18 protein-coding genes are annotated in these 18,257 nt (G+C 71.3%); 6 read left to right on the forward strand and 12 right to left on the reverse strand.

The genetic code is table 11. The features are described 5' to 3' along the window. On the reverse strand, positions 1 to 305 hold a 305-nt coding region (locus ACFYW9_RS34705; protein ID WP_389159019.1), incomplete at its 3' end, for a helix-turn-helix domain-containing protein. 168 nt (positions 306 to 473) lie between these two features. Here ACFYW9_RS34705 and ACFYW9_RS34710 point away from each other — a divergent pair. After that, entirely contained in the window at positions 474 to 1,196 is a 723-nt protein-coding gene (locus ACFYW9_RS34710) for a PH domain-containing protein (protein ID WP_389159021.1), read from the forward strand. Positions 1,197 to 1,497: 301 nt separating this feature from the next. Here the strand turns inward: ACFYW9_RS34710 and ACFYW9_RS34715 are convergent, their stop codons facing one another. From ACFYW9_RS34715 to ACFYW9_RS34735, 5 genes are all read right to left on the reverse strand, one after another. After that, a complete protein-coding gene (locus tag ACFYW9_RS34715) occupies positions 1,498 to 2,301 on the reverse strand; it encodes a lysophospholipid acyltransferase family protein (RefSeq protein ID WP_389159108.1) in 804 nt (267 codons plus the stop codon). A gap of 146 nt (positions 2,302 to 2,447) precedes the next feature. Further along, positions 2,448 to 3,218: a GNAT family N-acyltransferase gene (locus tag ACFYW9_RS34720; protein WP_351869046.1), complete on the reverse strand. Its 771-nt coding sequence runs from the start codon at positions 3,216 to 3,218 to the stop codon at positions 2,448 to 2,450. A gap of 265 nt (positions 3,219 to 3,483) precedes the next feature. After that, complete coding sequence (locus ACFYW9_RS34725) at positions 3,484 to 4,233, reverse strand: succinate dehydrogenase/fumarate reductase iron-sulfur subunit (protein ID WP_328445484.1); 750 nt, start codon at positions 4,231 to 4,233, stop codon at positions 3,484 to 3,486. Continuing rightward, positions 4,230 to 6,182 (reverse strand): fumarate reductase/succinate dehydrogenase flavoprotein subunit, encoded by a 1,953-nt coding sequence (locus ACFYW9_RS34730; RefSeq protein ID WP_389159024.1) that lies wholly within the window; start codon positions 6,180 to 6,182, stop codon positions 4,230 to 4,232. The genes ACFYW9_RS34725 and ACFYW9_RS34730 overlap by 4 nt, the downstream gene beginning before the upstream one ends. 1 nt (position 6,183) lies before the next feature. Next, a complete protein-coding gene (locus ACFYW9_RS34735) occupies positions 6,184 to 6,855 on the reverse strand; it encodes a succinate dehydrogenase (protein WP_389159110.1) in 672 nt (223 codons plus the stop codon). A 120-nt stretch (positions 6,856 to 6,975) separates the two neighbouring features. Here ACFYW9_RS34735 and ACFYW9_RS34740 point away from each other — a divergent pair, with 120 nt between their 5' ends. Further along, positions 6,976 to 7,866 (forward strand): LysR family transcriptional regulator, encoded by an 891-nt coding sequence (locus ACFYW9_RS34740; protein ID WP_387299442.1) that lies wholly within the window; start codon positions 6,976 to 6,978, stop codon positions 7,864 to 7,866. An 18-nt stretch (positions 7,867 to 7,884) separates the two neighbouring features. On the opposite strand, the gene ACFYW9_RS34745 is transcribed toward ACFYW9_RS34740, so the two are convergent. The 4 genes from ACFYW9_RS34745 to ACFYW9_RS34760 form a co-directional block, all read right to left on the reverse strand. After that, positions 7,885 to 8,664: an oxidoreductase gene (locus ACFYW9_RS34745; protein ID WP_389159027.1), complete on the reverse strand. Its 780-nt coding sequence runs from the start codon at positions 8,662 to 8,664 to the stop codon at positions 7,885 to 7,887. Between the two features lie 196 nt (positions 8,665 to 8,860). Continuing rightward, on the reverse strand, positions 8,861 to 10,996 hold the full coding sequence (locus ACFYW9_RS34750) for a putative bifunctional diguanylate cyclase/phosphodiesterase (protein ID WP_389159029.1): 2,136 nt from the start codon (positions 10,994 to 10,996) through the stop codon (positions 8,861 to 8,863). Then, a complete protein-coding gene (locus tag ACFYW9_RS34755) occupies positions 10,993 to 11,805 on the reverse strand; it encodes an SAM-dependent methyltransferase (protein ID WP_389159031.1) in 813 nt (270 codons plus the stop codon). Before ACFYW9_RS34755 ends, ACFYW9_RS34750 begins: the two co-directional genes overlap by 4 nt. 421 nt (positions 11,806 to 12,226) lie before the next feature. Next, positions 12,227 to 13,168 carry an SCO0930 family lipoprotein gene (locus ACFYW9_RS34760; RefSeq protein ID WP_351869066.1) on the reverse strand — a complete coding sequence of 314 codons (942 nt, stop codon included), beginning with the start codon at positions 13,166 to 13,168 and terminating at the stop codon, positions 12,227 to 12,229. 725 nt (positions 13,169 to 13,893) lie between these two features. On the opposite strand from ACFYW9_RS34760, the gene ACFYW9_RS34765 reads away from it, so the two are divergent. The 3 genes from ACFYW9_RS34765 to ACFYW9_RS34775 all read left to right on the forward strand — a co-directional run bounded on the left by ACFYW9_RS34765 (position 13,894) and on the right by ACFYW9_RS34775 (position 15,636). Next, complete coding sequence (locus ACFYW9_RS34765; protein ID WP_389159034.1) at positions 13,894 to 14,091, forward strand: hypothetical protein; 198 nt, start codon at positions 13,894 to 13,896, stop codon at positions 14,089 to 14,091. A gap of 16 nt (positions 14,092 to 14,107) precedes the next feature. Next, entirely contained in the window at positions 14,108 to 14,872 is a 765-nt protein-coding gene (locus ACFYW9_RS34770) for a hypothetical protein (protein ID WP_389159036.1), read from the forward strand. Positions 14,873 to 15,096: 224 nt separating this feature from the next. Next, positions 15,097 to 15,636, forward strand: coding sequence for a hypothetical protein (locus ACFYW9_RS34775; RefSeq protein WP_389159038.1), 540 nt, complete (start codon positions 15,097 to 15,099; stop codon positions 15,634 to 15,636). A 130-nt stretch (positions 15,637 to 15,766) separates the two neighbouring features. On the opposite strand, the gene ACFYW9_RS34780 is transcribed toward ACFYW9_RS34775, so the two are convergent. After that, on the reverse strand, positions 15,767 to 16,258 hold the full coding sequence (locus ACFYW9_RS34780) for a hypothetical protein (RefSeq protein ID WP_351869078.1): 492 nt from the start codon (positions 16,256 to 16,258) through the stop codon (positions 15,767 to 15,769). Between the two features lie 331 nt (positions 16,259 to 16,589). Here ACFYW9_RS34780 and ACFYW9_RS34785 point away from each other — a divergent pair, with 331 nt between their 5' ends. Then, a complete protein-coding gene (locus ACFYW9_RS34785; protein WP_389159040.1) occupies positions 16,590 to 17,252 on the forward strand; it encodes a class F sortase in 663 nt (220 codons plus the stop codon). Between the two features lie 139 nt (positions 17,253 to 17,391). On the opposite strand, the gene ACFYW9_RS34790 is transcribed toward ACFYW9_RS34785, so the two are convergent. Continuing rightward, entirely contained in the window at positions 17,392 to 18,237 is an 846-nt protein-coding gene (locus ACFYW9_RS34790; protein ID WP_389159042.1) for a polysaccharide deacetylase family protein, read from the reverse strand. Positions 18,238 to 18,257: the final 20 nt, after the last annotated feature.

The raw sequence follows: 18,257 nt of genomic DNA on the forward strand, positions 1-18,257 counted from the left end.
GTCGCGTTCTTCGGTGTCTCCTCGAGCGTCTTGACGATGACCCGCTCGACGTCGGCATCGGTGATCTTCCGGGGGACGCCGGGCCGCGGGTCGTCACACAAGCCGTCCAGGCCCCGCTCGATGAAGCGCCGCCGCCAGGTGCGGACCGTGTCCGGCGCGATCCGAAGCCGGCGCGACACCTCCATGATCGAGTGACCTTCGGCGCACTCCAGCACGATCCGCGACCGCTGAGCCAGAGCCTGAGCCGTCGTCCGGCGACGCAACCAGCCCTCCAGCACCGCCCGCTGGGCATCAGTGACCGACAACGGCGGAATCCTCGGACCCGGACGACTCATGCCTGACCAACGACGAATCTCTGACTCAGGTCACTAGGCCGGCTCGCCCTGTTTCGTGATGCCCAAATAGCCCTCGACACAAGCGAGTTGGGGCCACACCATGGTTGCGAGGAAGGGCTGGGCAGGGGGGAGCGGGCCATGGGCGCGGGGTACGAGAGGCTGCCACGCGAGTACCGGTCGAAGCGGTCCCGGATGCGTCTGTTCCTCTGGGTGATCGCGCTGGGCACGGTGAGCGTGGCGCTGACGCTGCTGAGCGCGGACGACCTGCCCACCTCGTTCACGTACCCCTTCCTCGTCGCGTGGGTGGCGCTGATGGGCTGGCTCTTCTACGCCACCCTGCGCTGTTCCACCACGGCGGACCTCAAGGCGATCCATGTACGCGCCATGGTCAGACGGCGCCGGCTGGCCTGGGAGGACATCCAGGGCATCAGGGCCGAGCTGAATCCTGGCGCGGCGTTGCAGCAGAACGCGCCCGGTGTTCTGGTCTATGCCTTCGGCCGGGACGGCAAGAAGGTGCTGCTGCCCTTCCTCGACGACCTGCACGTGAACGTGGAGCGCGAGGTCGGGGTACTGCTGGAGGCCTGGGAGGAACTCCGCGGCGAGGACTGGGCGCCCCTCCCCGAGGCCGTCGCCCGCATCGACCGGCACAACGCCCGCCAGGCCGCGATACTGACGGCTTTCGCCACCACGATGCTGGTATTCATCCCTCTGGTGGTGCTGATGCTTCTGCCGCTCTTCGTGGACATGCCCGGATGGCTGGAATCGGTGCTGCACCCGTTCGTGACGATGGGGGTGGGGATGCCGCTGGTCTTCGTGCTGACCGCGGTCTTCTCGTACCGCCGGCGGATGCGCGACGGTTGAGACACGCACGCCGAAGCGAGGCACCGACGCGCTCCGGCCGCCCCGGGCCCGAGCGGCGGGAAACGGGCGAGGAGACGACCTGCGCGAGTCGGGGGCCTCGGTCTCCTGCGCGGTCGAGGCGGCCGTTCCGCCCCGCCCGCGCGCTCGGGCGGCTCCGGCGGCGGAACCCCTGGATTTCAGGGGTCCGCCCCGGAACACGATCGGGCGCGCACGTCCGGGATCCCGGACGTGCGCCCCGGACGGTCGACCGGCCCCGCGTCCGGGATCTCCCGCGACGCGGAACCGGCAGGCGCCCCGGATCTCAGGGATGCGCCCCGGAGCGTGAGCCGGGGTCGCCCGCGTATCCCTGCACCGCCTCGGCCAGGGACCGGCGGTCGGGGTGGCTGCCCGCCGGCATCGGGGGCCGCAGGCTCACCTCGGCCACCAGGCCGCGCGCCGACACCACGCGCCACAGCGAGGCGAGCAGGGAGTCCTCGCCGACGAACGCGGGCGCGGTGCTCGCCGCCCCGTCGGCGAACCGGTACCGGATCCGCACCGGCTGGACCGGCACTCCGGCGTCCAGCGCGGCCTGGAACAGGGCCCTGCGGTAGCGGCCGTGGGCCCGGCCGCACCAGGTGCTGCCCTCGGGGAACGCGGCGACGGCCGAGCCGCCGCGCAGGGCCGAGGCGATCCGCTCCACCGTGCCGGGCAGGGCGCGCAGCCGGTCGCGGTCGATGAAGAGCGTGCCGCCGCGGGCCGCCAGCGCTCCCGCCACGGGCCAGTCGCGCACCTCGGTCTTGGCGACCATGCGTGCCGGGCGGACGGCGGCCAGCAGCGGGATGTCCAGCCACGAGATGTGGTTGGACACGATCAGCATCCCGCCGACGGGCCGGGCGGCTCCGGTGATCCGCGTGCGGACCCCGGCCGTGCGCACCAGGGCCAGGCACCAGCGGCGGATGCACCGGTCCCGTCGCTCCGCCCGCAGCCGTGCGATCAGCGGGATCAGGACGACCCCGAGGACGACCACGGCCAGCAGCGTGGCCAGCCGCAGGACCGCGCGCGGCACGCCTGTCCAGGGCCGCCCGGACTCCACGCAGTCGCGCGGCGAGCAGGGCGCGGTGGGCAGCCAGGCACTGGCCGACCGGACGGGACCGGCGGCGGGCCGCCGGGGCGGGGTGACGGTTCCGGAGAGCCCCGTCCTTCCCGGCCCCGCGCCGGGCCGGAGACGACGGGGAGCCGGAAGGCGCGGCGCTCCGGTACGGGCCGTGCTCATCAGGCGGGGACGAGCGAGAGGAAGTGGCGGAGGTAGCGCGGGTTGACCCGGCTCATCGACAGCAGCACGTACATGTCGGCGACGCCGAAGTCCGTGTCGTGCGCGGGCTCGCCGCACACCCAGGCGCCGAGGCGCAGATAGCCGCGCAGCAGCGGGGGCAGTTCGGTGCGCGCGGGCCGGGCGACGCCCTCCGCGCTCCAGGGCAGCAGCGGGCGGACCCGGAACTCCTCGGGGGCCAGGTGCTTGGCCACCACCCGGTCCCAGGTGCCCGCGGCGAGGGCGCCACCGTCGGCGAGCGGTATGGAGCAGCAGCCGGCGAGCCATTCGTGGCCGCCGTCGACCATGTAGCGGGCTATCCCGGCCCAGATCAGGCCGATGACCGCGCCGTCGCGGTGGTCGGGGTGGACGCAGGAGCGGCCGACCTCGACCAGCCCGGAGCGAATTCCGGCCAGCGGTCCGAGGTCGAACTCGCTCTCCGAGTAGAGCCGTCCGGCGATCGCGGCGCGCTCGGGCGGCAGCAGCCGGTAGGTGCCGACGACCTGGTCCGTCTCCGTGTCGCGGACCAGCAGGTGGTCGCAGTACGCGTCGAAGGCATCGATGTCGAGGCCGGGCTGCGGGGTGTTCAGGAGGGCGCCCATCTCCCCGGCGAAGACGTCGTGGCGCAGGCGCTGCGCGGCCCGGACATCGGCCTCGTCGCGGGCCAGGGTGACGGTGTAGCGGGTGGGGGCGACGGGCTGGGTCGGGCTGTCGAGGGTGGAAACGCCGGTCATGGCACTCTCCTGGTCACGGGCCGGTTCGGCGGAGGGGGTACCCCCTGCTCGAACGGAATTGAGAGCTTGGGGGAGGCAGGCCGGATCCGAACGGTCTGCGCGCTCCTGTTCTTCCGACGCCGGTTGGCGTACGCGTGACCACTGCCAGGAGGGCGGATGTGAGGATGTTGAATGACAGGGGTGCCCCGGAAAAGCGAGACGGGACCGGGTATGAGCACCACACCCGGTCCCGCCCGTCCGCACCGTACGGCGAACGACTTCGTGCCTAACGCTTGCCCGCCTTACGGGTGGCGCGCAGCCACTCCTTGTTCATGCCGGTGATGGAGAACAGCGGGATGCCCTTCGGGCAGGCGGTGGCGCACTCCCCGGTGAGGGTGCACCCGCCGAAGCCCTCCTCGTCCATCTGTCCGACCATGTCGAGCACCCGGGTCTCCCGCTCGGGGGCGCCCTGCGGCAGCACGTTCAGGTGGTTGATCTTGGCCGAGGTGAACAGCATCGCGGCGCCGTTCGGGCAGGCCGCCACGCAGGCACCGCAGCCGATGCACTCCGCGTGCTCGAAGGCGAAGTCGGCGTCGGGCTTGGGGACGGGGGTGGCGTGCGCCTCGGGAGCGGCGCCGGTCGGGGCGGTGATGTAGCCGCCGGCCTGGATGATCCGGTCGAAGGCGGAGCGGTCGACGACGAGGTCCTTGACGACCGGGAAGGCGGCGGCGCGCCACGGCTCGACGTCGATGGTGTCGCCGTCGCGGAAGGAGCGCATGTGGAGCTGGCAGGTGGTGGTGCGCTCGGGTCCGTGGGCGTCGCCGTTGATGACCAGGCTGCACGCGCCGCAGATGCCCTCGCGGCAGTCGTGGTCGAAGGCGACGGGGTCGTCGCCCGCGAGGATGAGGTCCTCGTTGAGGGTGTCGAGCATCTCCAGGAAGGACATGTCGGAGGAGATGCCGTCCACCTCGTACGTGGACATCGCTCCGTCGGCGTCGGCGTTCTTCTGCCGCCAGACGCGCAGGGTGAGCTTCATGCGTAGCTCCGCTGGGTGGGGTGGACGTACTCGAAGACCAGGTCTTCCTTGTGCAGGACGGGCGCGGCGCCGGTGTCGGTGAACTCCCAGGCGGCCGCGTACGAGAACTCCTCGTCCCGGCGGGCCGCCTCGCCGTCGGGGGTCTGGGACTCCTCGCGGAAGTGGCCGCCGCAGGACTCGGCGCGGTGCAGCGCGTCGAGGCACATCAGCTCGGCGAGTTCCAGGTAGTCGACGATCCGGTTGGCCTTCTCCAGCGACTGGTTGAACTCCTCGCCGGTGCCGGGCACCTTGATGCGCCGCCAGAACTCCTCGCGGATCTGGGGGATGCGTTCCAGGGCCTTGCGCAGGCCGCTCTCCGTACGGGCCATCCCGCAGAACTCCCACATGAGTTCGCCGAGTTCGCGGTGGAAGGAGTCGGGGGTGCGGTCGCCGTCGACGGCCAGCAGCAGGTTGACGCGATCCTCGGTCTCGGCCAGCACCTCCTGCACGGCGGGGTGTTCGGCGGTGACCGGCTGCTGCTGCGGGTTGCGGGCGAGGTAGTCGTTGATCGTCGACGGCAGGACGAAGTAGCCGTCGGCGAGTCCCTGCATGAGGGCGGAGGCGCCGAGCCGGTTCGCGCCGTGGTCGGAGAAGTTGGCCTCGCCGATGGCGAACAGGCCGGGGACGGTGGTCTGGAGGTCGTAGTCGACCCACAGTCCGCCCATCGTGTAGTGCACGGCGGGGTAGATCCGCATGGGCACGGTGTACGGGTCCTCGGCGGTGATCCGGGCGTACATGTCGAAGAGGTTGCCGTACTTCTCCTCGACCGCCTTCCGGCCCATCCGCCGGACGGCGTCGGCGAAGTCGAGGTAGACGCCCTGGCCGCCGGGGCCCACTCCCCTGCCCTCGTCGCAGACGTTCTTGGCGGCGCGGGAGGCGATGTCGCGGGGCACGAGGTTGCCGAAGGAGGGGTAGACGCGCTCCAGGTAGTAGTCGCGCTCGTCCTCGGGGATCTCGTTCGGCGGGCGGGTGTCGCCGTGCGCCTTGGGAACCCAGATACGGCCGTCGTTACGCAGCGACTCGCTCATCAGCGTGAGCTTGGACTGGTGGTCGCCGGTGCGCGGGATGCAGGTGGGGTGGATCTGGGTGAAGCAGGGGTTGGCGAAGTACGCGCCGCGCCGGTGGGCCCGCCAGATCGCGGTGGCGTTGGAGTTCATGGCGTTCGTCGAGAGGTAGAAGACGTTGCCGTAGCCGCCGCTCGCCAGGACGACGGCGTCCGCGAAGTAGGTGTCGATGCGGCCGCTGACCAGGTCGCGGGCGACGATGCCACGGGCCTTGCCGTCGACCACGATCAGGTCCAGCATCTCGGTGCGCGGGTGCAGTTCGACGTTCCCGGCGGCGATCTGCCGGGACAGCGCCTGGTAGGCGCCGAGCAGGAGCTGCTGGCCGGTCTGGCCGCGGGCGTAGAAGGTGCGGGAGACCTGGACGCCGCCGAAGGAGCGGGTGTCGAGCAGGCCGCCGTACTCGCGCGCGAACGGCACGCCCTGTGCGACGCACTGGTCGATGATCTCGACCGAGATCTGTGCCAGGCGGCGGACGTTGGACTCGCGCGCCCTGAAGTCGCCGCCCTTGACGGTGTCGTAGAAGAGCCGGTGCGCGGAGTCGCCGTCGTTGCGGTAGTTCTTCGCGGCGTTGATACCGCCCTGCGCGGCGATCGAGTGGGCCCGGCGCGGGGAGTCCTGGTAGCAGAACTGGACGACGTGGTAGCCCTGTTCGGCGAGGGTGGCGCCCGCGGAGCCGCCCGCGAGGCCGGTGCCGACGACGATCACGGTGTGCTTGCGGCGGTTGGCCGGGTTGACCAGCTTGGCCTCGAACCGGCGCCTGTCCCAGCGCTCTTCGACCGGGCCGGCCGGTGCCTTGGTGTCGGCGACCGGCTCCCCGGTCGTGAAGTGGGCGTATTCAGCGGTCATTTCAGCTCACCACTCCGGTCATGACGCCCACGGGTACGGCGATGAAGCCCGCCGTGAGCAGCAGCGCGAGGACGTCGGCGACGGTCTTCAGGGCGCGGTCGCGGGTGCGGCTGCCCGCCCCGAGGGTCTGGGCGGCGCTCCAGAAGCCGTGCCGGATGTGCAGGCCGAGCGCGAGCATCGCGACGATGTAGACGACGTTGCCGTACCAGGTGGAGAAGGTGTCCACGACGTTCTGGTAGGGGTGGCCCTCCTGGAAGCCGCCGGAGTGCACGGTGCCGGTGGTCAGGTCGAGGAGGTGCCAGACGATGAACAGGCCGAGGATGATCCCGCCCCAGCGCATCGTGCGGGTGGCGTAGCTCGCGCCGCGCTTCCTGTGCACGTACCGGGCGGGCCGGGCCTTGATGTCGCGCCGGCTGAGCTGGTACGCGGAGGTGGCGTGCGCGACCACGGCGACGACCAGGACCACACGGACGAGCCACAGGGTCCACTCGTAGTGCATGAACGGTTCGCCGACGGTGCGCAGCCAGTGGGCGTAGTGGTTGAACTCGCCCGCGCCGAAGTAGATCTTCAGGTTCCCGATCATGTGGGCGACCAGGTAGAGCAGCATGATCAGGCCGCTGACGGCCATCACGGTCTTCTTGCCGACGGAGCTGTCCCACACGGTGCGCGCCATGGACGGCCGTCGGTCCGTCCGCGTTGCCAGAGCCATGGGAAGAGACGGTAGGCCGCGGTGAACCGATCGGTCCAAGACATGAAACGGCTGGTTTCCATAGACCTGAGCTATCGTGGAAGGATGCAGTTCCATCAGCTCCAGTACTTCGTGGCCGTCGCGGAGACCCGGCACTTCACCCGGGCCGCCGAACTGGTGCATGTCGCGCAGCCCTCGCTGTCGCAGCAGATCAAGTCGCTGGAGCGGGAGTTGGGGGCCGATCTGTTCCTGCGGGCGCGCGGGAACATCACGCTGACCGACGCGGGCGAGGCACTGCTGCCGCTCGCCCGGCGCATCCTCGCCGACGCGGACACGGCCCGGCACGAGGTGCAGGAGCTGGCGCAGCTGCGCAGCGGCCGGGTGCGGCTCGGCGCGACCCCGAGTCTGTGCACCGGTCTGCTTCCCGACGTGCTGCGCGCCTTCCACGACCGCTATCCGGGCATCCGGCTGCTGATCGAGGAGGGCGGCTCGCACGATCTCGTACGGGAACTCGCGCGCGGCGCCCTCGACCTCGCCCTGGTCGTCCTGCCGCTGCCCACACCGTCCCCCGCGCTGACCACGGTGGAGCTGCTGCGCGAGGACCTGGTGGTGGTGTCGTCACCGGAAGCCCCGGCGCCCGGCCGTGGCGGCGGCCGGGGCACGGTGCGTGTCGCCGATCTGGAGGGCGAGCGTCTGGTGATGTTCCGGCACGGCTACGACCTGCGGGAGCTGACCGTCGCCGCCTGTCGCGCCGAGGGCTTCGAGCCCGACTTCGCGGTCGAGGGCGGTGAGATGGACGCGGTGCTCGGCTTCGTGCGGGCGGGCCTCGGCGTGGCCGTCGTACCGCGCATGGTGGCCGCGCGGTCCGGGCCGGGGCTGCGGGTGACGCCGTTGGCCCCGCCCGGACTCGAGCGGACCATCGCGCTGGCGCACCGCAGCGATGTGGCACCGCCCCGGGCGGCCCGGGAACTCCAGCGGATGCTGCTGGAACGCTGACGGCGGGCCGTCCCGGGCTCACCAGGTCGGGATGAGGCCTCCGTCGATGACGAAGTCGCTGCCGGTGATGTTGCGCGCGCGGTCCCCGGCGAGGAAGAGAACGAGGTCGGCCACCTCCGACGGCTCGGAGAAGCGGCCGGTGACGCTCTGGCCGGAGGCCTGGGCGACCACGTCGTCAGGGGTGAGCCCGGCGGCGGCCGAGACCGTGGCGGCCACTCCCCCGCCGCCGAGCCACAGGTCGGTCTTCACCGGACCGGGGCTCACCGTGTTGACGCGGACGCCCTTCGGGCCGACCTCCTTGGACAGCGCCTTGGAGAACGCGACCAGGGCGGCCTTGCCCGCGCTGTAGTCGATGACCAGCGGGTCGGGCAGCGTGGCGTTGACCGAGGCGATCGTCACGACCGAGCCCTGTCCGGCGGCCAGCATCGACGGCAGGGCCGCACGGGTGACCCGTACGGCCGTGAGCAGGTTCAGGTCGACGGTGCGCAGCCAGTCCTCGTCGGTGACCGACAGGAAGCCACCGGTGCGGGCGGGGGCCGTACCCACGTTGTTGACCAGGACGTCGATGCGCCCGCCCGCCGCCTCGACGAGCCTCCCGGCGGCGCCGGGTTCGGCGAGGTCGACCGGCACCCAGGTCACGTTCCCCTTCCCGGCCAGGGCGTCGAGGCCCGCCGAGGTGCCGCGGGAGCCGGCGATCACCGTCGCGCCCGCGCCGGCCAGCGCCTCCGTGACCGCGAGTCCGATGCCCTTGCTGGCTCCGGTGACGACGGCCGTCCTGCCCTGAAGTTCGGTGCTCATCCGTCTCAGCTCCATCGGTAGGAGGTACCTCCCCAAGTGAGGCACAGGGACGGCCGGAGGCGCGAGGCGTCCCGTGGGCCGCCGGGGCCTGGTGAGGCGGAGGACGCCGACGGATCCGGGACGCGGTGCCGTCCCGTGTTCCGGCGGCGGTGCGCGGCGCGTCCCCGTTCCGGGAGGCCGCGCCGCGCGGAGGCGCTCAGCCGACCGCGTCGACCAGCGCCAGTTCGTGCAGCCGCTCCGGCGGTCCCGGACGGGCGTAGTACCAGCCCTGGGCCGTGTCACAGCCCAGTATCCGCAGCTGTTCGGCCTGCGCTCCGGTCTCCACGCCCTCGACCGTGACCGCCAGGTCGAGGCTGTGGGCGAGGGAGACGATGCCCTCGACGATCTTCAGGTCGACCGGATCCGCCGGGAACTGCTGCATCCCCTGGGTGAAGGACCGGTCCAGCTTGAGGATGCTGACCGGCAGACGACGGAGGTTGGCCAGGTTCGAGTAGCCGGTGCCGAAGTCGTCGAGCGCGATGTCGACGCCCATCTCGGCGAGCCTGCGCAACGGCTTGAGCAGATCGTCGTCCGCGCCGATCAGCGCGGACTCGGTGACCTCCAGGCACAGCGCCCGGGCGTCGAGACCCTCACGCTCCAGGATGTCGACCGTGTCCTGGACCAGGCCGGGATGGGTCAGCTGGCACGGCGAGAGGTTGACGTTGACGCGCAGCGGGCCGGCGGCGGAGTGCCGTTCCTGCCAGGTGCGGGCCTGGCGCACCGACTGCTCCAGGACCCAGCGGCCGAGCGGCACGATCAGTCCGGTGTGCTCGGCGAGGGGGATGAAGCGGTCGGGTCCGAGGACGCCGTGCTGCGGGTGCAGCCAGCGCACCAGCGCCTCCGCGCCCCGCACACTGCCGTCGCCGAGGTGCACCAGCGGCTGGTACTCGATGAAGAACTCGCCCCGGTCCAGGGCGGCCGGGAGCGCCGTGGTGAGTCCGTTGCGGGTGATGGCGCGGGCGTCGGCCTCGGGGTCGGCCAGCTCGAAGCGGTTGCCGCCCGCCGACTTGGCCCGGTACATCGTGATGTCGGCGCTGCGCAGCACCTCGGCGGCGCCGCGCTCCCCGGCGGGGCCCTCGACGACGCCGACGCTGCCCCGCACGGTCAGGTCACGGCCGTCGATGCTGATCGGGGTGACGAGCGCGTTCATGATGCGCCCGGCCAGTTCGTCGACCTCGCGCTCGGTGTCCGGGCCGGTGGTGAGGGCCACGAACTCGTCGCCGCCCAGCCGGGCGACCATCTCGCCGGGGGCCGTCGCGCAGGACTGGAGGCGGTCGGCGACCTCGACGAGCAGCCGGTCGCCGGCCGCGTGCCCGAGGCTGTCGTTGATGGTCTTGAAGCCGTCGAGGTCGAGGTAGCAGAGCCCGAAGCGCTGTCCCTCCCCCGCGGCCAGCGCCTTCTCCAGCCGCTCGAAGAACAGGGTCCGGTTGGGCAGTCCGGTCAGCGCGTCGTGGGTGGCCTCGTAGCGCAGCCGCAGATTGAGCAGCCGTCGCTCGGTGGTGTCCTCCATCAGCGCGAGCTGGTACTGGGGTTCGCCGTCCGCGTCGCGCAGGAGCGAGACCGTCAGGTTGGTCCACAGGGCGGTGCCGTCGGGGCGGTAGAACGCCTTCTCGACGTGGTAGTGCTCGCGTTCACCGCTCACCAGCTCCTCGTACAGCCGCCAGACCTGGGGAGCGTCCTCGGCGTGCGTCCACTCGGTGACCCTGCGGCCGCGCATGGACTGTTCGGAACCGCCGAACATGCGCAGCAGGGCTCCGTTGACCTGGAGGATGTTGCCTTCGAGGTCGGCGATGCCGATGCCTATGGCCGCGCCCTCGAACACCGCGCGGAAGCGGGCCTCGCTGTCGTGCAGTGCCTCGGCGACGGCGCTGCGCGCGGTCAACGCCGCCTGTGAGATGGCCTGTTGTTCGGCGAGGGTCCGCTCCCGAAGCGCCTCGGCGTACCCGGCGGCGATGGCGTGCTGGAGCCGTGCGGAGCGGGTGCGCAGCGCTTCCTTGGGCCCGTCCTCGCCGCAGTAGAGCACCAGGTAGGCGTCGACGCAGTCGAGGGCCCGGCTGAGGGCCTCGGGGTCGGTGCAGTGTGCGGCGACGAGTGCGGCGCCGACGCCGCGTCCCTCGGCCGCCTCGAAGGTCCTGGCCCGCAGGGCCTCGCTCAGCCGCCTCGCGAGCGGCAGCAGTTGCTCCTCGAACTCCGGCCGGGTCAGCGAGGTGGAGGTGACGGGGAAGACCGCCCGGCTCCAGATCGTCGCGAAGCGGCGCAGTCTGTCCTCCGGCCCGTCCGGCTCGGCGCTCACGCCGTGCGTCCCACGCCGCCGAACCCGGAGAAGGAATAGGGATCCTCGTCCTCGGACGCCGTGTCGGGCCGCCAGTCCGGCATCGGCACCAGTCCGGGTTCCACCATGTCGTACCCCTCGAAGAACCGCGCGATCTCCTCGCGCGTGCGCATGATCAGCGGGTTGCGGATGTCCTTGTACACGTCGACCGTGCCCTCGGCCTGCTCCCGTGAGAGCGGAATGCCCTCGAACGAGGCATGCGTGACGACGAGCATGCTTCCCGGCGCGAGGGCGTCGCGCAGTTCGGCCACCGCCCGGTACGGGTCGTCCGCGTCTTCCACGAAGTGAAGTATGGCAACGAGAAGCAGCGCGACCGGCCGGTTCAGGTCGATCAGCCGCTGGACCGGGTGACTCACCAGGATTTCCTGGGGCTTGAGGAGGTCCGCGGCGACGACGTCCGCGTCCTCGTTGTCCCGCAGCACGGCCTGGCTGTGTGCGACGGCAACCGGGTCGTGGTCGACGTAGACGACCCGTGCGCCGGGGCGGGAGGCCTGGGCGATCTCGTGGACGTTGCCGAACGTGGGGATGCCGGAGCCGATGTCGAGGAACTGGTCGATGCCCTCGTCGGCCGCGTGGCGGACCGCCCGGCGCATGAACGCCCGGTTCGCCTGCATGATCTTGGGGAGGCCCGGCATGAACTCCATCGCCTTGCGCGCCGCTTCCCGGTCGACCTCGAAGTTGTGCGAACCGCCCAGGTAGTAGTCGTATATCCGGGACACGCTCGGCACTGAGATGTCAATGCTGCGAGGGGCCCAGGCGGGACGCTCCATCTATCTCTCCAAGGCGTAGGCGACGGCACGGACGATCCGGTGTTCGAGCAGAGGCTACTGATCGCCCGCCAAAGGAGCGAGCCGAACCGGAAATTGACCGTCCGTTCCCGGTCACTGCCTCAGGCACGTGCCGAATTGGCATCTGCGAACGTATACCGCGAACGCCACTCACCGCCCCCGCGAAATCGTTCCGAAGCATTCCAAAAAGCTCGGCGGGGTCACGAAGCGTGGCCAAGTCCCCTGCCGTGCCGCGGCGTTCTTTCACATCCGGGCCGCCGACCGGATCTTTCACGTTCCGGCGACGGCCGGAATGCTTCGCCCGCGCCGGGGAGCACAAGGGTCCGCCCCCTCCGGTGGAGGGGGCGGACCCTGGGCGGCGCGTTCGTTCGGGCGAGCCGGTCAACCGTGGGGTGTTGACGCCCTACTCGGCCGCGCCGACCGGCTTTCCGTCGGGCGAGACGGCGTACCAGGTGCCGCCCACTCCCTGACCGTTGGTGTCGCCGGGAGCACTGTCACCGGAGAAGGTGTAGATCGGCCAGCAGTTGACCGACATCTGCTTCACGCCGTCGGGGCGCGTGAAGGGCATCAGGCCCTTCTTCTTGACGCCCTTGGTGTCGTCCTCGGAGACCGGGGCGACCGCGGGCCACTTCTCCAGGCAGGCGCCGGTGCAGGCCGACTTCGAGACGGGCCAGGCCTGGTCCTTCATGAAGCGGTAGACGGTCATGCCGTTCTTGTCGACGACGATGTCGCCGAGCTTCGGGTCCTTGCGGACCGACAGACCGGGAAGGGAGGCCAGGGTGGCCTTCTTGCCGTCGGGCGCCGAGGCGAACCAAGTGCCGCCCACGTTCTGACCGTTGGTGTCACCGGCCTTGGTGTCCTTGGCGTACCGGTACATGGGCCAGCCGCCTATGGTCAGCTGCTTCGTACCGTCGGTCCGGGTGACCTCGCCGAGCAGTGCCTTGTCCACACCGGTGGCGGCTTCGGCGCCCTCGGCGGGCACGGGCGGCCAGGCGGTCGCGCAGGCACCGTCACAACTCGACTTCGGCGGCTCGGCGGTGTCCTTGTCGAAGCGGTAGAGGGTGAATCCGGAACCGTCGGTCAGCACCTTGCCGAGCTTGACGCTCTCGGCCACGGCCAGCTCGCCCGCGGCTTCCGGCTTCGCGGCCGCGCTCTCCTTGGAATCGGCTCCGTAGCCGTTGCCCGTACCGGCGGTGGTGCTGGTCCCGTAACCGCCCGCCGCCGAGGTGGCACCCACGTTCTGGGCACCCGTCGAAGTGCCATTTTCCTGACCACACGCCGTCGTGAGCGCCAGCACGGCCGCAGCTGACGCTACGAGTGAGGCGCTCCGCCAGGAGGTCTTCATTGGTAACTCCCGCTGTTCGCATAAGTGTTGCAGCGCCCTGCAGCGCCGCGCATGGCCCTAGGTACGGGCGGGAGGTGCAGGAGTGTTCAAACGGGCCTCAAATTTCTTTCGGAAGACTGTGCGGCGGTCGACGCGGATCGCTCACGCGTTCGATAAATCCCCGCGGTTCCCGGCCACGCGCGTCAAGCCGCCGGGGGCCGGAGGTACCCAATTCGTGGCCAATCCAGGGCACTTCGGCACGACCCGGCCCCTCGCGCCCCATGATCTTGGTCGTGCACGCACCCCAGCGGAATCGATCCGCCCTCCTCATACGGGTACTGGCGCTGACGGCGCTCACCTGGCTCCTCGTCGGCGCGCCGAGCGGAACAGCCACGGCCGACGCCTGCGCGTACGCCTCGACGGGCCCGGACGGCGACGGGATCACCGCGGTGGCCGTGGCGGGCGACGGGGCGGTCGCCGTCGTCGGACACACCGTCCGGTGTCCGGTCCCGACCCCTGACCCGACCCCTCCCTGCCCGCCGACGCCCACACCGACGCCCACGCCCACCCCGCCGGCCCCCGAGCCCCCTCCGCCGCCGAAGCCCGAGCCGACACCGAAGCCGGCCCCACCGCCTCCACCCACCCACGCACCGAAGCCCGCGCCACCACCACCACCACCTCCACCTCCACCGCCGCCTCCACCGGCGCCGAGACCGAGGCCCGTGCCGCCGCGGCCCGCTCCGGTCGTGGCACCGAGACCCGCTCCGAAGCCCGCACCGACACCGAGCGCGCGTCCCGCTCCGGCGCCGGTTCCGGTCAGTTATCCGGCGTACCGCACCCCGCCGCACAAGCACGCGCCCAGCGGCGGTCCGTCACTGGTCTCGTTCACCCTGCTCATCACCGCGCCCGCGGTGCTCGCCGTCGCCGCGCTGCGCCCGCGCTGACCCCTGGAGGCACACTTTGTCGGATTGGCTTGTTCTCACCCTCGCGATGGCGGCCGCGTGCCTGGTGGTCCTCGTCGTGACCCTCGTACGCCATCGCAGGGCCCGTGAGGACGAGGACCCCACCGAGACGCCGGACGTCATCGAGTACATGACGATGATGATCGGCGTGGTGTACGCCATCGTCCTCGGACTGGCCATCGCCGGTGTCTGGGAGGCTCGCGGCGGCGCCCAGAACCAGGTGCAGAGCGAGGCGCAGGCCCTGCACGAGATCTCCGAACGGGTCCGGGTCTACCCGCCCGACGTCCGCGACCGGATCCGCGGTGACGTCGACGCGTACGTCCACCACGTGGTCACCACCGAGTGGAAGGCCATGGCCGAGCAGGGCCGGGTGACCCCGGAGGGCGGCCGGCTCCTCGACCGGGTCCGGCACGACGTCACCGACTACCGGCCGAAGTCGGACTTCGAGGCGCAGGCCTACCAGCCGCTCCTCGACCAGGTGACGGCGGCCGACACCGCGCGCAGCGCCCGCGCCGACTCCACGGGGGCGACCATGCCGGGGGTGGTGTGGTTCGGGCTGATCACCGGCGCCGTGGTCACGGTCGGGATGATCTTCGCGCTCCAGATCCGGCGCACCGCCCGGGAACTGATCCTGGCCGGGCTGTTCTCCGCCCTGATCGCGTTCCTGCTGTTCCTGATCTGGGACTTCGACGCGCCCTACAGCCGCGGGATCACGGCGTCGACGGAGCCCTTCACGGCGCTGTTCCCACAACTCCCCGGGTGACGTGCCCCTGGGGGCCTTCCCCGGACGGGGGGCGGGCGCCACGCCGCGCGCGTCCCCCGTCCGCACGCACGCCGCCACTCGAACGGCCCACACAATTGCCCCGTTCGCGCTACTGGGATCGCGCCCCTGTTCGCCCTTTCCTAGCGTTCCGATCATCGAGGTGCATTTCTGGCGCAAGCGGAATAGGTCCGCGGCAAGGCTCCTCGGGGACCTGGAGGCTCACCATGCGCGCGATACGCGTCGCTTCGGCCGCACTGCTGGGCATGACCGCCCTGACCTTCGCCGCACCCGTCGCGTCCGCCGGCGACGGGGACCACGGACTCACCCCGATCACCCCGTTCGCCTTCAGCGTGCAGCCGTCGACCGTGGCCGCCGGTGGCCAGGTGTCGCTGCTCCTGAAGCGGGACGGCGGGTGCAGGGGAACCGCCACGGTCACCTCCGGGGTCTTCGACACCGTCACCATCCCGCCGGGGCAGTCCTCGGCCACCGCCAGGGTCGACTGGGACGCCAGACCCGGGGCCGTGTACGACGTGACGTTCTCGTGCGGCGGAGCGAGCGGCAGCACCGGTCTCACGATCACCGGCGGCCGGTCGCCGGTCACTCCGACCCCGGTGCCCCTGCATCGGGGCGTGCGGGCCGGTGCAGGCGGCAGTGTCGGCGGTTTCGACCTGAAGCAGATCGGGATGGGCACCGCGCTCATCGCCGGTTCGGTCGGTGCCGCCTGGTACCTGTCCCGCCGGCGCACCCCCTCCGACGAGACCTGACGAAGCGGCACAGCCCTTCACCCCGGACCCGGTCGGACGGGTCCGGAGCGAAGGGCTGTCACGTGCGGCCCGCGCGGCGGACGGCCGGCCTCCGAAGGGGGGCGGGACCGGCCGCTCGCCGGCGGAACGGTCAGATGTGCCGCTCCGACCTGCGCCGCATCCAGAACACCCCGCCGCCGACGGCCGCCGCGGCCACCAGACCGCCGCCGATCGCCATGTCGGTGGGTGTGGCACCGGTGATGCTGCTGCCGCCGAGGCCGCCGCGCACACCGCCGATGACGGTGAAGGCGGCCGGGCGGGTCAGCGGGCCCGTCCCCTCGCAGTTGACGGTGATGTCGTACGAGCCGGGAGCGGCGTCCTGGTTGATGGTGGCCGTACCGCTGGACGACTCGTTGCGGCTGCCCAGGAGCGGCGAGAGCCTCGCCTGCCGGAAAGCGGGAGAGGTCATCGTGCCTCCCTTCGGGCACCCGTCGACGGTCACGGTGAGCTGGCCGCCACGGGCGATGACGCTGGGCTGCGCGACGATGTTGCTGGGCGTGTTCCACGCCGCGGCCATCGGGGCGGCGAGCCCCACGGCGGCGACCGCGGCGGCGGACACCGCCAGGGCACGAGTAGTACGCATGTGATCCTCCGCGGGGGCGCCCCGGGAACCGTCCCCGGTGGATCGGCGAGAAAGCGCCTCCCAGTCAGACCCTCAGATGCCGTGCACGCGGCCGCATTTCGGGAATGGTCCGTCCTGGTGAGAGGACACGCCGAAGGAATTCCACACAATCGGATATTGCCGCAGGTCACGGACTGTCAGAAAATTCCTGGTCACGGCAACTCGGATGGCGCACGGGGCTTTCCACCGGCCACCCGTTCGCCCGCGCCCCGTCGCCGGGCGGCCCTGCTGCCATTAGCGTGCTCATATGCGCGGATGACGAGGCGACGGCCGCGTCGAGAGGGGATTGCGAATGTCTGCGTCCGAGTTGGCCGAAGAGGAGGAGCGGCAGAGGAAGCGCGCTCCTTGGGGCGTCATAGCGCTTGTTCTGCTGACCGGCCTCGCACTCATTCGGAACGGTTCCGGCGAGTTCGACGTGGGCCCCCCGCAGCCGGCCTCGGCGGCGGCTGCGGACAGTCGCACGCCGGGCGGCACGTTCTCGAAGGCGCCCGACGCGCTGCCGTACTCCGTGGCCGACCGGGTACGGATCCCCGCCATCCGCGTCGACGCCCCGGTGATGCCGGTGGGTCTGGACATCGACGGCTGGGTGGACGCGCCGCCGCCCGACGACCCGAATCTCGCGGGCTGGTTCACCGGCGCGGTCTCGCCCGGCGAGAAGGGCACGGCCGTGGTCGTGGGCCATGTCGACAACACGCGGGGTCCCGCCGTCTTCTACGGGCTCGGAGCGCTCAAGAAGGGGAACAAGGTCGAGGTCCTGCGCAAGGACGGGAAGACCGCGGTGTTCGAGATCTACGGCATCGAGGTCTTCGCGAAGAGCAATTTCCCCGGCGACCGTGTGTACAACAGCAAGGGAACCCCCGAATTGCGCGTCATCACGTGCGGCGGCGGTTTCTCCAAGCAGCACGGATACGACGGGAACGTGGTCGTCTTCGCGCGTCTTTCCGAGGTGCGCTGAGCGTTCCCGGACCGGGCGCGCGAAAAGCCGGTCGCCGAGGCGTTCCGCCTCCCGCCTGTCGGCCCGGCCGAAAGCCCCGCGCACGGTGTGTCCCGGCCGAAAGCCCCGCGACGCACCGTGCGCGGGGCCCTTTTCGGTTCTAGGCGTGCTTACGGCGCGGCACCGTCATGTGGTAGCCGGCGTCCAGCAGGCGCGGGAGGTAGGTGCGCAGCGCCTGCACGCTCTGTGAGCGGTCGCCGCCCGCGTCGTGCGAGAGGACGACGACACCCGGGGCGGCCTCCTTCTGGACCGTGCCGACGATCGAGCGGGTCCCCGGCCTCGCCCAGTCGTTCGTGTCGATCGTCCAGGACATCGGCTCCATGCCGAGTTCGGCCCCGATCTGGTAGGTCGCCCGGTTCCACGCCCCGTACGGCGCGCGGAACCAGGACGGCGGCTCGCCGTAGGCCTCGTCGATGACCTCGCTGGTGCGCTCGATCTCGGAGCGGATCGCGGAGCGCGAGAGCTTGGTGAGCAGCGGATGGCTCCACGTGTGGTTGCCGACGAGGTGACCGTCGTCGGCCATCTCGCCCAGCAGGTCCTTGTTCTCGGCGGCCATCTGCCCGCACACGAAGAACATGGCGTGCACGTCGTACTCGCGCAGGGTCCGCAGGATCTCGGGGGTGTAGTGGGGGTCGGGGCCGTCGTCGAAGGTCAGCACCATGGAGCGACCGCGCCCGGACACGCGGATGAAGGGCTCGTGCCGGACGAGGGTCCGCAGCTGCGTGCCGTGCGGCGGGGCGCCGTACCCGGCGAGGGGCTGGAGGCGGTAGACGGAGGGCTTGAGGGCCCGGTTCGCCTGCGGGCCGGAGAGCGGCAGACCACGTGCCGACTCGGCGGCCTGACCGGCGGTCAGGACACGGGCCGTGCCCGCCGCTCCGGCCGCCCCCAGGACGGCGGCGCCGGCGATCAACGCCCGACGCCGGGTAATCAGCTGATCCTTTTTCATGACCAATCAGTCACCCGGCG

The sequence above is a fragment of the Streptomyces sp. NPDC002698 genome, from assembly GCF_042888945.1.
Lineage (GTDB): Bacteria > Actinomycetota > Actinomycetes > Streptomycetales > Streptomycetaceae > Streptomyces.

What these genes read in the sequence shown, in the direction of transcription:
- ACFYW9_RS34755 (WP_389159031.1), bottom strand. Translation starts at nt 11,805, where the DNA reads ATGGAGCGTCCCGCCTGGGCCCCTCGCAGCATTGACATCTCAGTGCCG.
- ACFYW9_RS34780 (WP_351869078.1), bottom strand. Translation starts at nt 16,258, where the DNA reads ATGCGTACTACTCGTGCCCTGGCGGTGTCCGCCGCCGCGGTCGCCGCC.
- ACFYW9_RS34735 (WP_389159110.1), bottom strand. Translation starts at nt 6,855, where the DNA reads ATGGCGCGCACCGTGTGGGACAGCTCCGTCGGCAAGAAGACCGTGATG.
- ACFYW9_RS34760 (WP_351869066.1), bottom strand. Translation starts at nt 13,168, where the DNA reads ATGAAGACCTCCTGGCGGAGCGCCTCACTCGTAGCGTCAGCTGCGGCC.
- ACFYW9_RS34775 (WP_389159038.1), top strand. Translation starts at nt 15,097, where the DNA reads ATGCGCGCGATACGCGTCGCTTCGGCCGCACTGCTGGGCATGACCGCC.
- ACFYW9_RS34790 (WP_389159042.1), bottom strand. Translation starts at nt 18,237, where the DNA reads ATGAAAAAGGATCAGCTGATTACCCGGCGTCGGGCGTTGATCGCCGGC.
- ACFYW9_RS34785 (WP_389159040.1), top strand. Translation starts at nt 16,590, where the DNA reads ATGTCTGCGTCCGAGTTGGCCGAAGAGGAGGAGCGGCAGAGGAAGCGC.
- ACFYW9_RS34745 (WP_389159027.1), bottom strand. Translation starts at nt 8,664, where the DNA reads ATGAGCACCGAACTTCAGGGCAGGACGGCCGTCGTCACCGGAGCCAGC.
- ACFYW9_RS34725 (WP_328445484.1), bottom strand. Translation starts at nt 4,233, where the DNA reads ATGAAGCTCACCCTGCGCGTCTGGCGGCAGAAGAACGCCGACGCCGAC.
- ACFYW9_RS34720 (WP_351869046.1), bottom strand. Translation starts at nt 3,218, where the DNA reads ATGACCGGCGTTTCCACCCTCGACAGCCCGACCCAGCCCGTCGCCCCC.
- ACFYW9_RS34740 (WP_387299442.1), top strand. Translation starts at nt 6,976, where the DNA reads ATGCAGTTCCATCAGCTCCAGTACTTCGTGGCCGTCGCGGAGACCCGG.
- ACFYW9_RS34730 (WP_389159024.1), bottom strand. Translation starts at nt 6,182, where the DNA reads ATGACCGCTGAATACGCCCACTTCACGACCGGGGAGCCGGTCGCCGAC.
- ACFYW9_RS34710 (WP_389159021.1), top strand. Translation starts at nt 474, where the DNA reads ATGGGCGCGGGGTACGAGAGGCTGCCACGCGAGTACCGGTCGAAGCGG.